The sequence below is a fragment of the Legionella septentrionalis genome, assembly GCF_003989745.1.
In the GTDB taxonomy this organism is placed as follows: domain Bacteria; phylum Pseudomonadota; class Gammaproteobacteria; order Legionellales; family Legionellaceae; genus Legionella_A; species Legionella_A septentrionalis.
On the sequence record NZ_RZGS01000012.1, the window covers coordinates 15,749 to 28,074 of the forward strand.

The window sequence follows — 12,326 nt, forward strand, 5'->3', positions numbered from 1 at the left end:
TAAAAATCTTATTTTTGCCTTGGCGTGTATTAAAAAAACAAATAGGACATTTATAAATTTCTCATTTATAAAAATGGGCAAGTCTTAGCATTATATTATTTGAACATGCTACTTGTTTTTGTATACTAGCGTTCTTTCTTATTGGGTATGTTTTATGGCTAACAAAACGCTGTATCGCATCATGTTTTCCTATGCCGAGGCAGTGTACGAAATTTACGCACGGCAAGTCCAGGAAAGCAGTATGTTTGGCTTTCTCGAAGTCGAAGAGTTTGTGTTCGGCGAAAACACTTCTCTGGTTGTCGATCCTTCCGAGGAGCGATTAAAGTTGGAATTTAATAATGTTAAACGCACCTATATTCCTGTGTACTCTATTCTTCGCATTGACGAAGTCAGTAAGCAGGGAGTTGCTAAAGTTCGTGATAAAACCCCACCAGAGACAAGTAAGGTAAGCATGTTTCCCGTTCCCGGCAAATCTAGAGATTGAGAAAATAATGACAATTCCAAGTAAAATTCAAGAAGTTTATGAGAAATCCACCCGCCTTTTCACTACGAAAGAAGTTGAAGCGGCACTGGATAGAATGGCCATCAACATCCATCAACGGCTGCATGATAAAAATCCGGTTATTATCTGTGTCATGATCGGCGGATTGGTGCCTATGGGGAATTTATTGCCGCGCCTTGATTTTCCTCTGGAAGTTGATTACGTGCATGCAACGCGCTACTGTGGGGAAATAAAAGGCGGCGAATTACATTGGAAAGTCAAGCCCAGTCTGGACTTGCGTGGCCGTACTGTTTTAGTGGTGGATGACATACTGGATGGTGGCGTAACATTAGCCGCTATTTTGGCTGAGGTCAAAGCAATGGGAGCAGCAGAAGTTTTAAGCGCAGTACTGGTAGACAAACATCATAAGCGCGTGGAAAACGGTTTGGAAAATGCCGATTTTGTTGGCTTGCAAGTAGATGATCATTATATTTTTGGCTATGGCATGGATTACGAAGAGTATTTACGCAATGCTCCCGGAATATTCGTAGTTGCTCCAGAGCACGAATAAAGTTCACCATAATGGTAATCTGGTTTGCGCAAAATACAACCAGATTACTATTCTTGCATGCTTTTGTATTCCAAGGCTTAATAAAAACGTATTACTGCAGCATCAGAATATGGCATTAACTGACCTTGGGCACGGGAAATTGATGCAAAGCCATGGATATTTCTTTATAAAGCTCTGGCAACCAGCGCGGCTGCGCAAAATTGGTTGTTGCTGGCTTTTCTTTCCTAAGATCATTCGGCGCAATGATGACTTTAACGTGATTTAAGCCTACTCTTCTTGCCAATAAAAATAATTGATCAATGGCTTTATCGCCGACGGCAAGACAGCCAACGGATGAAGCTTTACCATGCAGGAAAATATTGCCACCCAACTGCTTCCGGCCATCTTTAATCGCCTGCAATCTATCGAAATGATTTGGATAATTGATCATCATGGATAAATGGTGCGAGCTAAATGGATTAAATGAAGTTAAACGATAAACGCCTTCCGGGATCTGGTAGTCGTGCTCTTTGAGTTTAGGGCCCAGCCGGCCACTAAATGCTGTCAAAGGATAGGTGTGAATATATCGCCAGGAAGTATTGGCATCCTTTGCCCATAGTTGTATATGCCTTTCTTTCTTAAAGGCGAGCAGGGCAATTTCTTTAGGAGGGTAGGATATCTGTGCTTTGGCAAACATCCGTTTAAGTTGTGGTTCAAAATGCAACCCGTAGCGTTTGATTGCATTGTCAATAGCTTTGTCGAGACTAACTTTGGGCGCCATGGCATGCACAGCCATATGGTGCAACAATAATAAGCATAAAATGATATATCGCATAGCAGTATAAGACTTAATTTTTACCGATAGTAGCAAAATTAAAGCAATGGAACAATTTATAAGCAGCACATTTTAGTTTTTATCCTTCTTGGGCGTTAGTTTTTCAATTTCAACTGGCCGGTTTAGTTGACGAATAATAAATTCCGGAGGGGTGTCCAAATTCCCCACGGATGGAATTAACCCGTAATGGTTTGGACATAAATAACTTACCTTACCATTAGAACCTATTTTGTAAAATACAAAACGGTTATTACAATATTCCGCTGGGGTAAAGGTAACAACTTCCATGAGTGCGGTACCAGGAAGGCGGCTCTCCACGAAACGGGCATTTATCCACAAGTTGATGAGCAATAAAGCACTACCGGTAATGACCAAGGCTGCAATAAATCCAATGAGATAGCGAACATATTTTCCCTGGAAGGAGGAAACGTTGAAGCAAACATATAAAAAGGCAATGACTGCAATCACTATATTTAAGGAATATAAGAGGGCATTTTTATAATTAAAGTAAGTGCCGAAAATTTCACCACCAGCTCCATGGTAGGAAATTAGCAAAGCCACTAATGAAAGCCAGAGTGCAATCAGGATGTAATTAAGAAGATTTTTACTTAAGCCTAAGAGCAGAAAAACCAAGCATAAAAAGGGTAATAAATAATTAATTACACCAGTTAGTACAATCATCGCAAATCCTTGCTCCTTAAGATGCATTCATTTTATCCTAGAAAAAACAAGTTGTCGCTACTCTTTGGATAAGGATTGTTTGATAAGCAGTATTGTTGTAGGTTGTACTTGTTTGCCTGTTTTTAATTGTTCCTTATTTAATGAAACCCAATTAAAGCTGAAACCGGAAAGTGCGGAAGTAAGGAGATGAAAATCTTGCAAACTTCCCTCTGAAGAAATTTTATTATGATTTGCAGGCTCGATGCTACCAAGCCATATTGGTTGTTTGTAATGGTTTAAATAATAATTCGAACGCCAGAATTGTATGATCCACAAGGATGAGCCGCCATGGCTCCCATAGGTCATAATTAATGCGGGTTTTTTATTACGATAAAACTGAGTCACCAGGGGCTTGGCATTGCTGCGCTGGCCTTGTGCACGTAATAAAATTTTAAGAAAAAAAGAGCTGGATTGTTTTTTCCACCCCTGTTGCTCAAGCTTTTTTTCCAGTGCTTTAATTGAACCTGAATACTGAAGATTAAAGGTACCCGCCGGCTGCCCGGTGCGATTTGTTGTAAAAAGGGGAAGCAGGGGGTATTGCTGTTTCCACCAGGTTTCTTCGGTTAACAAGTGTGGCTTAAGATATGGATAATCTGTATCAATGATTTTTTTAAAACAAAAACCATACATCAGGCTTGCAGTAAGCACCAAAACAAGGCAAGAAAAAACAATAGGTGATTGTGAGCGGTTGCTGCTTAATTGTGCTTGCCGGTAAAAAATCCAATGTCCGAGACAAAGGGTAAAACCAATAAAATAAGCACCCAGCACGCTCGAAAACCAGTTATTTCCTAAATAGATTTCACTGATGCCCGCAAGAAGTAAAATCACCAGTAAAAAAATGCGGATACCAAGCGTTAAAATGGTTTTATAACGCGTAATGTAGAAAATTAAAAAACTGAATAAAGAGGTGGCAAGCGTAAGATTAGTAGCCGGATAAGTTAAATGTTTTTTATATTCTATTAATCCTCCATGCAAGCTGGGTACGCTTATAAATTCCGAAAATAAAAAGACAAGAATGGTGCAAAAGAAACTGATGCTCAACCAATAGCGCAACATGCGCCAATCTTTATAGTAAACGGAATAAACAGTGATGGAAATTATGAGGGCCAATAAAACAAAAGCACTGGTGAAAAGGCTTATGGCAATGAAAAAAAGGTCAAAAGGCTGCGTGCGTATGCTTTGTAGAAAAAGATACACAGTATCATCCAGCGAGTGAATGAAACTGCTTATGGCGACCAGAGCGGTCAGGACAATGGAAAAAAGGAGGGTGAGGAAAAATAATAAAATCAGCATGACTGTAGCATAGTGATTCGTTTCGGTTTCCGGCGTCAGCAATGTAAAATAATAACTCATGCGCGGATGTTCTCTAGACCATAACCAAAATTGATGCAGATTTGTTTTCAAGAGAGAATTAATGCGCTGAAAAAGCCATTTCATGCCTATTGTAAGCAGCCAGGCTAACAACAGTAAAATGATAATCAAGAGAAACAGTTTGCTGGCGCCTTCGGCTGATAATTCGCTGCTGGCTGCGCCGACTAAAACACCCGGCATCACATAGAGGATAGCCCAGCCAATTGCGGAAATGATATTGGCTATTAAAAAATGCCAAGCATTCATGTGCATCATTCCGGCAATAACCGGGATAATCGAACGGAGCGGGCCTATGAACCGGCCAATTAAAACGCTTTTCCCACCATGTTTGGCAAAGTATTCCCTGCCATAATTGAGCCAGTGCGGATAACGATAAAAAGGCCAGATGTTTGGTAAACTATGCCTGAATTTATATCCCAAAGCGTAGCTGACACCGTCGCCCGCTATTGCACCCAGTGTCGCTGCAAGCAGCGTCAAATCAATACGCATGACGCCTGAGCCTGCCAAAATTCCAATAGCGGTCATGGTGACAGAGCCTGGGATGATACTGCCTATAATAGCCAGGGATTCACTAAAAGAAATTAAAAAAGTGAACATTAGCGCCCAATGGGGATGGGTATATAACCAAGTGTGTAAGGGCTGCAAATAATCCGTTAGAAATTGCATAATATTAGCGTTCAAATAAAGTTAAGAATTCTTGAACAAACTGCTGATTAACCTGCTCTATATTAATATTCGGAACAAAATCTCGCATTTGAGTCATCTCCAGCTTTGCATATCCACAAGGATTGATTCCATGGAAAGGATTTAAATCCATAGCCACGTTTAATGCAATACCGTGATAAGTGCAGCCATTTTTTACACGCAAGCCAATGGATGCAATTTTTTTATTATCAACGTAAACGCCTGGAGCACCACAGCGGGTAGCGGCTGAAATTTGCCATTTCTTTAGCAATAAAATGAGAACTTGCTCCAATTGTGTCACTAAAGTTCTAATCCCAATTTTGCGCCGGCGCAGATCCATAAGTACATAGGCAACCAATTGCCCCGGGCCATGGTAAGTTACTTGCCCACCACGGTCGCTTTGTACAATCGGGATCCCCTGAGGATTGAGGATGTGCTCCGGTTTACCCGCTTGCCCCTGCGTATAAACCGGGGGATGTTGTAATAGCCAAAGCTCATCATCCGTCTGCTCCATACGCAGAGTGGTGAATTTTTTCATTTCTTCCCACACGGTTTCATAAGGCTGTACGTCGAGGTGGCGGATAGCTATCATTCAAAGCACCATCTTTATATCAGGGTGCTGGGTTAATTCTATGTATAGTGCGTCGAGAGTGGACTGATCTTCGGCATAGACGATGATGCTGATCGCTAAATAATTCCCTTGTTGGCTGGGCTGTGCCTTCATTTCACTGTCTTTAAGCGAAGGATAGTGCCTACGGGCGATATCCATAATTTCAGCAGTAAATTTCTCATCATTTTTTCCTATAATTTTAATTTGAAAATTACAGGGGAATTTCATCAGCGTTTGCTCAGTCATTATAAATAAGCCTCATCCTAAAATACTGTATAAATTTTTTTAATTAATAATAGCTTGTTATAAGGTTTTAATCAGATTTTGATATTGATTATCCAGTATTTCCCAATATTTTCCGCCCTTACCCTCGCCAACTGGTTTATCATCCAATTGGGTTATGGGGTAAATTTCCTTGGTAGTGCTGGTAATCCACACTTCTTGTGCGTCCAACAGATTGCTTTTGCTAATCATGCTTTCCTTAAAAGGCATGTGCAGCGCAGTAATTAACTCGATAGTGAGCTGACGAGTTATTCCAGGCAAGCATAAATTCGTTTGTGGCGGCGTGTGAATTACTCCCGCTTTATCCACCATAAACACGTTGCTTGCACTGCCTTCGGTTAAAAATCCGTCCCGAATTAATAAGGCTGTATTAGCGCCGGAAACAACCGCTTCGTCGTTAAGAAGAATATTGGCCAGCATGGACGTCGTTTTTATATTACAACGCAACCAGCGATTATCTTCCACAAGTTTTGCGCGCAATCCTTTTTTTTTGTCAGCAAAGCTGGGATAGGAATTATGTATGGTGAATAAAACTACAGTCGGGGTTAGATTATTGGGAATATCATGGGTACGCTTGTTTTGAGTGCCGCGGGTAATTTGCAGGTAGATCTGCATATCGCCGCTGTTATTCAGTGTCACCAATTCCTGGAATAAAGAAGGGAAATCAAGATTGGGCATGGTCATTTTTATGGCCGCCAAGCTTGCCTGAAGCCTGCTTAAATGGCGATCGATAAAATAAGCGTTTCCCTTATAAACCGGAATAACTTCATAAACGCTATCAGCAAATAAAAAGCCGCGATCAAAAATGGAGATTTTTGCATCTTCGGCTTTTATAAATTCGCCATTTAAATAGACCATGCGTTGCATTGGCGCTGGCCGTAGTTAAGAACCAAACCAGCGTCTGAATGTTAAACGGATGCCATCCTTAATACAGGTAAAAAAACCACCTTTAGGAACGCTTTCCAGAGCATACAAGGGCTTGGTAGCAATGATGTTATTATCAAATTGCACCAACAATTCCCCAATTTGCTCTCCTTTATTAATAGGAGCCTGTAGCAGTTTAGGGATTTTTGTATTGATGGTTAAGCGCTGATATTGCCCGCTTGGGATTGTTACAAATTCATCTTCTTGTAAACCTACAGGAATAGTTTTCGCTTTGCCTTTATATAAAGCAAGTTCAGTAATTGGCTTGCCTGCTTTATATAACTCATGCGTTTCAAAAAAACGGAAACCATAGTTCAATAAACGTTCGCTGTCATCGGCACGCGCGGTTTCTGTTGGCGAACCCATTACGACCGCAATCAGGCGCATGTTATTGCGTTTCGCAGAAGAAACCAGGCAAAAACCTGCGTCCTGCGTATGGCCTGTTTTAATGCCATCAACCTGATTATCACGCCATAATAAACGGTTGCGGTTAGGCTGACGTATGCCGTTAAAGGTAAACCATTTTTGTTTATACCAGTGGTAGTATTGCGGAAAATTCTTAACCAGTGCACGCCCTAAAATAGCTAAATCTTGAGCTGTGGTATAAAGCTCTGCATCGGGCAACCCGGTGCTGTCAGTGAAATGGCTGTTTTGCATGCCAAGATTACGGGCCTGCTGATTCATGATATCAGCAAATGCATTTTCACTGCCGCCCAAATGTTCGGCCATGGCAACACAGGCGTCATTCCCGGAGTCCACGATGATGCCTTTTAATAAATCTTCCACATTGACTTGCTGACCTTCTTTGACAAACATGCGGGAACCGCCGGTTTTCCATGCTCGCTCGCTAATTCGTACGCTATCTGTTAAGCGGATTTGCTGGTTTTGCAATGCGCTTGAGACCACGTACAAGGTCATCATTTTGGTAAGGCTTGCAGGAGGTAGTTTTTCATTGCTGTTTTTTTCAGCAATAATCTTACCGCTGTCTGCATCAATCAGAATATATGCTTTGGCATTTAAAACCGGAGGGGCGGGAGTAATTAGAGGATTGTTATTGGTAACAGGAGAGGGGGGGATAATGCCCGAAGGTGCAGCTGGTTCAGCGGCATAAAATGTGCCAGCTTTTACCAGCAAGGTAATGAATAACAAAAAATTTGGTAAAAAAAAGGCTTGTTTGTTCATGTTGTTATCCAGTATAAAAAAATTGAATTTATCTTATCACAGCATTTGCCCGCCAACCAAATGACAACAGGGTAATTTTAAGTATATATTTAGCAATCCGAACTATTTCTCAGAACAGATTATGTGGCTTGTATGGTTAATTGCAGGAACATTGTTGCTGGCAGGCTGTCAGCAAAGTGCTTTGGTACGGCAAGATCCGCCTAAAAAGAAAATGGTTTTTACCGCTCGAGTTCTTGATAAAACTCCGGCGAAAAAAAGTATCCCCCCAAAACTGCCGCCGAAAAAGTCTTCTGAGCCCAGTAAAGATGGGGCACCTGCCGGGCCCTTGCCTGTTTCTTTTAAAAAAATAGTCCCCATCTCTGAACCTCTAAGCCGCTACGGCAATCCGGCTGCGTATCACGTAAATGGTAAAACTTATGAAGTCATGACATCTTCCAGCGGCTATCGAGCCCGTGGGCTGGCTTCATGGTATGGCACAAAGTTTCATCAAAAGCGTACTTCAAGCGGCGAAGATTATGATTTATATGAATTGACTGCCGCCCATAAAACACTACCCTTGCCTACCTATGTAAGAGTTAAAAATCTGGAAAATGGACGGGAAGCTATCGTCAAGGTAAACGATAGGGGCCCTTTTCACAAAGACCGCATCATAGACTTATCTTATGGCGCTGCAGTAAAACTGGGGGTTTGGCCTACTGGTACTGCCCGGGTGGAAATTGAAGCATTGACCACCCACGGCCCGCATGCTGCTCACTATTATGTACAAGCCGGAGCCTTCTCTTCCCAAAGTTTGGCGCAGGCATTGCGTGGCAAACTTGCCAAACTGACTCCGTCCCCTGTATTTATCGAAAAATATCAGCAGTTTTTTGTGGTAAAAGTCGGTCCATTTGCTGACAAGAGAATGACTGAGGTACTGAAAAAAGCATTGGCACAGCATGGAGTGACGGGAGCTTTTTCTTTATTGCAATAGCAGGCAAGATATAAATCAACCCTCTACGGATTCGACAATTACCCGGGTTCCCCTCACTCCATCTTCAGGGACTTCAACAAATTCCTCATTCAACCAGCGTGCGTCTTCAACAAACATACGTACGCAGCCATGACTGGCCCGGTATCCAGGAACGGTATCGCTGCCGTGTAACGCATAACCGCGGAAAAAATGCATGCAATAAGGCATTTCCGCTCCGCCATTGTTACCATCCGCACGCATTGGAAAAGTGGTAGAAATACAGCTTATATCTTGTTTTCTAATGACCCGGAAAGAGCCTGAGGGAGTTTTGCAATTTCCCTCTATGTTCCGGCAAGTACCGGAACCAGAAGAGAGAGGCCCCCACCAAACCAATTCTCCCTGTTCATCGTAGGCCCCCCATGCCAGCTGTTTTTGGCTGACGAAAATTGTTTTTTCACCGTCGGATTCAATGTAGCGGGGAAAAGGGGATACATCATAAATGGTGAGGCGATCAATATTCTTGGGTACTGCAATGGTCATTCCCTTACGCAAGCCAATATTCATGCGGTTAATTCGTTTCACAATGTCGCGTTCTTCAATGTTGGGGAATAGCATTTCCCAAGTTTCTCCCGATTTTACTTTGATGCAGAAATAATCTTCAGATGAACAAAGTGTTTCCCCGAAACGTTGTTGGGATGCGCCTAGAGCATGTTGGGCTAAAAAGAGGGATAGAACAGCTATCGCTGCAGCTAACAGTTTCATAGCAACCTCCCAGGCCATTCTCTTTAATGGGTTAACGGCAATGTTGCAAAAAACTTAATAAAAAATGCCATTGCCAAGTAAAAAACAAGCTCTTCTATAATTTTCAGGATATAATATTGTGTTTTCTTGACTAGTACGGATTTATGCTATGAGTTGGCTAAAGAAATTGTTGCCTTCAAAAATTAGAACAGAAACCTCACAAAAGAAGGGTGTGCCTGAAGGTTTATGGGTTAAGTGCGCAGGGTGCAATGAAGTCCTCTATCGTACGGAACTTGAAAAAAACCTTTCCGTTTGTCCGAAATGTAACCATCATCACCGCTTATCTGCCCGCGATCGCTTGGCTCAATTTTTGGATGAAACCGGTTGGGAAGAAATTGCAGCAAACCTGGAGCCTATCGACCGTTTGAAATTCCGCGATTCAAAAAAATATAAAGATCGCATCAGCCAAGCGCAAAAAAGTACCGGCGAAAAAGAAGCTTTGGTGGTTTTAAAAGGTACCTTATTGCAACAGCGCGTTGTTGCCAGTGCTTTTGAATTTAATTTTATGGGGGGCTCCATGGGAGCCACCGTAGGGGAAAAATTTGTTCGTGCCGTGACTTTAGCCACAGCTGAAAAGCGTCCTTATATCTGTTTTACAGCCAGCGGAGGCGCAAGAATGCAGGAAGGCTTATTTTCTCTCATGCAAATGGCAAAAACTTCAGCGGCTCTGGCGCGTTACGCAGAAACTGGCTTGCCTTTCATTGTGATCTTGACCGATCCAACTATGGGCGGTGTATCGGCAAGCTTTGCTAGTCTTGGGGACATCATCATTGCAGAACCCAATGCCCTTATTGGCTTTGCCGGCCCCAGAGTCATTGAACAGACAGTACGGCAAACATTGCCTGAAGGGTTCCAGCGCAGTGAATTTTTATTGGAACATGGGCATGTAGATATGATTGTAGAGCGTAAGGCATTGCGTAATACAATTGGAGAATTGGTCGCTAAATTGACCCAGCAAACCCTTTATTCAGGAAATGAATAATTTCGTCCATTATACCCTTGCTGATTGGCTGCTATATCTTGAGGAGCGCCATCAGCAAGAGATCCAGTTAGGTTTGGCACGTGTTTTAAATGTTGCCAGAAAGTTGGATCTTCATCGCTTTACTGTCCCGGTTATTACTGTTGCAGGCACTAACGGCAAAGGTTCCACTGTCGCCGCTTTGGAAGCCATTTATGGCAGCGCCGGGTATCGGACTGGAGTTTATACTTCTCCACACCTCTTGATGTTTAACGAACGCATACGAGTCAATCAACAGGCAATTTCAGATGAGGATTTGTGTGCAGCATTTTCTGTTATTGAACAAGCGCGAGGAAATATCCACCTTACTTATTTTGAAGTGGCGACTTTGGCTGCCCTTTTGCACTTTAAGCAATCCGGTTTGGATCTTATTATCCTTGAAGTCGGTATGGGGGGACGGGCGGATGCTACCAATGTCGTGGATGCTGATTTAGCAATCATTACCACCATAGCTTGGGATCATTGCGAATATTTAGGCGATACCTTGGAACAAATTGGTTATGAAAAAGCAGGTATTTTAAGAAAAAACAAATTTTTCATCTATGCTGATGATAACCCGCCAAGCAGTGTCATCGAGGAAGCTAAGCGGCAACATACAATAAGCTGTTTTTTAAATTTGGATTATCGTTTCGAAGAAATAGACCGATCGTTTCAAATCCACCAAGGTTTGCAATGCCTTCCATTATTGCCAGTACCTGGCATTAATTTAAAAGCGGCCGCAGCAGCAATAATGGCAGTTCGCTGCCTGCATGAGCGTTTGCCTGTAGAGGATGCCAATCTTTACGATGCCATGCAAAATGTATTTATTCCTTGCAGGCAACAGATTATAAAAAACAAAGCGACTGTCATTCTGGATGTGGCACATAATTCACAATCTGTTGATTTATTAGCCGGTTTTGTTGCAAAATATGCACAGGGTAGAAATGTATATGCTGTATTTTCAGCATTGAAAGATAAAGATCTTTGCGGTTTAATTGAGCCTATGCGTCTTTTAATAAAAGCATGGTATCCGGCTCTACTGCAGAATAAACGCGCGGCTGATGTTAAGATGCTTAACCATGCATTTCGCAAAATAATTGCGTATGAACCTAAGTGCTATGAGCATCCTTGCAAAGCTTATCAAGCCATTTATGAGCAAGCCGGGGTTGAGGATGTCATTGTTGTGTATGGCTCTTTCCATACGGTTGGCCCCATTTGGGATAAATTAAAAACAAGCTCACACCCGATTAACTGCACGCAACAGAATAACCATAGGAGAAGCTAGATGAAATTTGCATTGGATGAGCGGCTCAAGCATCGATTAATTGGTGCAGTTGTCATTATTTCTGTTGCAGCCGTTTTTTTGCCTGCCCTTATGAAACAATCCAATTATCGTTTTGATGACAAAGTCAGCGTATCCATTCGTTTGCCTGAGAAACCAACGGCACCTAAAGTGGCGGTTCCTGATGAACATGCTATGTTTCAATCAGTCAAAGTGGCGCATGTGGATATTTCAAATGCCAGTGAGATAGCGCGTATACCGCAAACTGCAAAAGCCGAGCCGCTTAGCATCGTTCCTGCAGCCAGCAATCGAACTCCTGCACTGGCTAAAGCAGATTCTTTCACAAAGCCAGCCATAGCCCAGGTTGCGAAAAAACCTGCTTTGCTGCCTGTCGCTAAAAAAGAGGTAGTTCTTAAGGGTGTCTATGGAGTACAAATTGCTTCTTTTACACAAAAAAGCAATGCCCAATCCTTGGTGGAGCGTCTGCGCAGCAAAGGTTATAAAGCCAGCTATAGTAAGTTTGCAGGTAAAAATGGCGATTTTTATAAAGTGATCGTCGGGCAAATGAAGCAAAAAGATGAAGCGATAAATTTACAAAAACAATTGGCTGAAAGCATGCGTTTAAATGGCTTTATTGTAAAAACAGGGGTTAGCTAAA

The 12,326-nt window shown here is 42.2% G+C and carries 14 protein-coding genes; 6 read left to right on the forward strand and 8 right to left on the reverse strand.

The features are described from left to right. The first annotated feature begins 154 nt into the window (after positions 1–154). Together ELY11_RS05820 and ELY11_RS05825 are read left to right on the forward strand one after the other, a co-directional pair. Entirely contained in the window at positions 155–484 is a 330-nt protein-coding gene (locus ELY11_RS05820) for a DUF1820 family protein (protein WP_127032686.1), read from the forward strand. Between the two features lie 7 nt (positions 485–491). Continuing rightward, on the forward strand, positions 492–1,052 hold the full coding sequence (locus tag ELY11_RS05825) for a hypoxanthine-guanine phosphoribosyltransferase (RefSeq protein WP_126954922.1): 561 nt from the start codon (positions 492–494) through the stop codon (positions 1,050–1,052). Positions 1,053–1,167: 115 nt separating this feature from the next. Here the strand turns inward: ELY11_RS05825 and ELY11_RS05830 are convergent, their stop codons facing one another. From ELY11_RS05830 to ELY11_RS05855, 7 genes are all read right to left on the reverse strand, one after another. Next, complete coding sequence (locus ELY11_RS05830) at positions 1,168–1,866, reverse strand: L,D-transpeptidase family protein (protein WP_127032687.1); 699 nt, start codon at positions 1,864–1,866, stop codon at positions 1,168–1,170. Between the two features lie 72 nt (positions 1,867–1,938). Next, a complete protein-coding gene (locus ELY11_RS05835; protein ID WP_126954924.1) occupies positions 1,939–2,547 on the reverse strand; it encodes a type I secretion system protein LssZ in 609 nt (202 codons plus the stop codon). Between the two features lie 57 nt (positions 2,548–2,604). Beyond that, positions 2,605–4,554: a VTT domain-containing protein gene (locus ELY11_RS05840; protein ID WP_158615176.1), complete on the reverse strand. Its 1,950-nt coding sequence runs from the start codon at positions 4,552–4,554 to the stop codon at positions 2,605–2,607. A 73-nt stretch (positions 4,555–4,627) separates the two neighbouring features. Then, positions 4,628–5,233 (reverse strand): lipoyl(octanoyl) transferase LipB, encoded by a 606-nt coding sequence (gene lipB, locus ELY11_RS05845; RefSeq protein WP_256478731.1) that lies wholly within the window; start codon positions 5,231–5,233, stop codon positions 4,628–4,630. Next, positions 5,234–5,497, reverse strand: a complete 264-nt coding sequence (locus tag ELY11_RS12495; RefSeq protein ID WP_127111315.1) for an HP0495 family protein — start codon at positions 5,495–5,497, stop codon at positions 5,234–5,236. It lies immediately after the preceding gene. A 57-nt stretch (positions 5,498–5,554) separates the two neighbouring features. Continuing rightward, positions 5,555–6,400: a D-amino acid aminotransferase gene (locus tag ELY11_RS05850; RefSeq protein ID WP_233579711.1), complete on the reverse strand. Its 846-nt coding sequence runs from the start codon at positions 6,398–6,400 to the stop codon at positions 5,555–5,557. A 15-nt stretch (positions 6,401–6,415) separates the two neighbouring features. Continuing rightward, a complete protein-coding gene (locus ELY11_RS05855) occupies positions 6,416–7,639 on the reverse strand; it encodes a D-alanyl-D-alanine carboxypeptidase family protein (RefSeq protein WP_126954926.1) in 1,224 nt (407 codons plus the stop codon). 121 nt (positions 7,640–7,760) lie between these two features. Between ELY11_RS05855 and ELY11_RS05860 the strand changes: the two genes are divergently transcribed. Next, positions 7,761–8,609: a septal ring lytic transglycosylase RlpA family protein gene (locus tag ELY11_RS05860; RefSeq protein WP_199741513.1), complete on the forward strand. Its 849-nt coding sequence runs from the start codon at positions 7,761–7,763 to the stop codon at positions 8,607–8,609. Between the two features lie 15 nt (positions 8,610–8,624). On the opposite strand, the gene ELY11_RS05865 is transcribed toward ELY11_RS05860, so the two are convergent. Next, positions 8,625–9,350, reverse strand: a complete 726-nt coding sequence (locus ELY11_RS05865) for a L,D-transpeptidase (protein ID WP_127032689.1) — start codon at positions 9,348–9,350, stop codon at positions 8,625–8,627. Between the two features lie 148 nt (positions 9,351–9,498). Between ELY11_RS05865 and accD the strand changes: the two genes are divergently transcribed. From accD to ELY11_RS05880, 3 genes are read left to right on the forward strand one after another with little or no spacing between them, the layout of a single operon-like run. After that, positions 9,499–10,371: an acetyl-CoA carboxylase, carboxyltransferase subunit beta gene (accD, locus tag ELY11_RS05870; RefSeq protein WP_126954928.1), complete on the forward strand. Its 873-nt coding sequence runs from the start codon at positions 9,499–9,501 to the stop codon at positions 10,369–10,371. After that, a complete protein-coding gene (gene folC / locus ELY11_RS05875; protein ID WP_126954929.1) occupies positions 10,364–11,671 on the forward strand; it encodes a bifunctional tetrahydrofolate synthase/dihydrofolate synthase in 1,308 nt (435 codons plus the stop codon). The genes accD and folC overlap by 8 nt, the downstream gene beginning before the upstream one ends. After that, a complete protein-coding gene (locus ELY11_RS05880) occupies positions 11,672–12,325 on the forward strand; it encodes an SPOR domain-containing protein (RefSeq protein ID WP_126954930.1) in 654 nt (217 codons plus the stop codon). Position 12,326 lies beyond the last annotated feature (1 nt).

Excerpts from the sequence above, each read along its gene's own strand:
- ELY11_RS05855 (WP_126954926.1), bottom strand. The coding sequence starts at position 7,639 with ATGAACAAACAAGCCTTTTTTTTACCAAATTTTTTGTTATTCATTACC.
- ELY11_RS05825 (WP_126954922.1), top strand. The coding sequence starts at position 492 with ATGACAATTCCAAGTAAAATTCAAGAAGTTTATGAGAAATCCACCCGC.
- ELY11_RS05840 (WP_158615176.1), bottom strand. The coding sequence starts at position 4,554 with ATGTTCACTTTTTTAATTTCTTTTAGTGAATCCCTGGCTATTATAGGC.
- ELY11_RS05835 (WP_126954924.1), bottom strand. The coding sequence starts at position 2,547 with ATGATTGTACTAACTGGTGTAATTAATTATTTATTACCCTTTTTATGC.
- ELY11_RS05830 (WP_127032687.1), bottom strand. The coding sequence starts at position 1,866 with ATGCGATATATCATTTTATGCTTATTATTGTTGCACCATATGGCTGTG.
- lipB (WP_256478731.1), bottom strand. The coding sequence starts at position 5,233 with ATGATAGCTATCCGCCACCTCGACGTACAGCCTTATGAAACCGTGTGG.
- ELY11_RS05820 (WP_127032686.1), top strand. The coding sequence starts at position 155 with ATGGCTAACAAAACGCTGTATCGCATCATGTTTTCCTATGCCGAGGCA.
- accD (WP_126954928.1), top strand. The coding sequence starts at position 9,499 with ATGAGTTGGCTAAAGAAATTGTTGCCTTCAAAAATTAGAACAGAAACC.
- ELY11_RS05880 (WP_126954930.1), top strand. The coding sequence starts at position 11,672 with ATGAAATTTGCATTGGATGAGCGGCTCAAGCATCGATTAATTGGTGCA.
- folC (WP_126954929.1), top strand. The coding sequence starts at position 10,364 with ATGAATAATTTCGTCCATTATACCCTTGCTGATTGGCTGCTATATCTT.
- ELY11_RS05850 (WP_233579711.1), bottom strand. The coding sequence starts at position 6,400 with ATGCAACGCATGGTCTATTTAAATGGCGAATTTATAAAAGCCGAAGAT.
- ELY11_RS12495 (WP_127111315.1), bottom strand. The coding sequence starts at position 5,497 with ATGACTGAGCAAACGCTGATGAAATTCCCCTGTAATTTTCAAATTAAA.
- ELY11_RS05865 (WP_127032689.1), bottom strand. The coding sequence starts at position 9,350 with ATGAAACTGTTAGCTGCAGCGATAGCTGTTCTATCCCTCTTTTTAGCC.
- ELY11_RS05860 (WP_199741513.1), top strand. The coding sequence starts at position 7,761 with ATGTGGCTTGTATGGTTAATTGCAGGAACATTGTTGCTGGCAGGCTGT.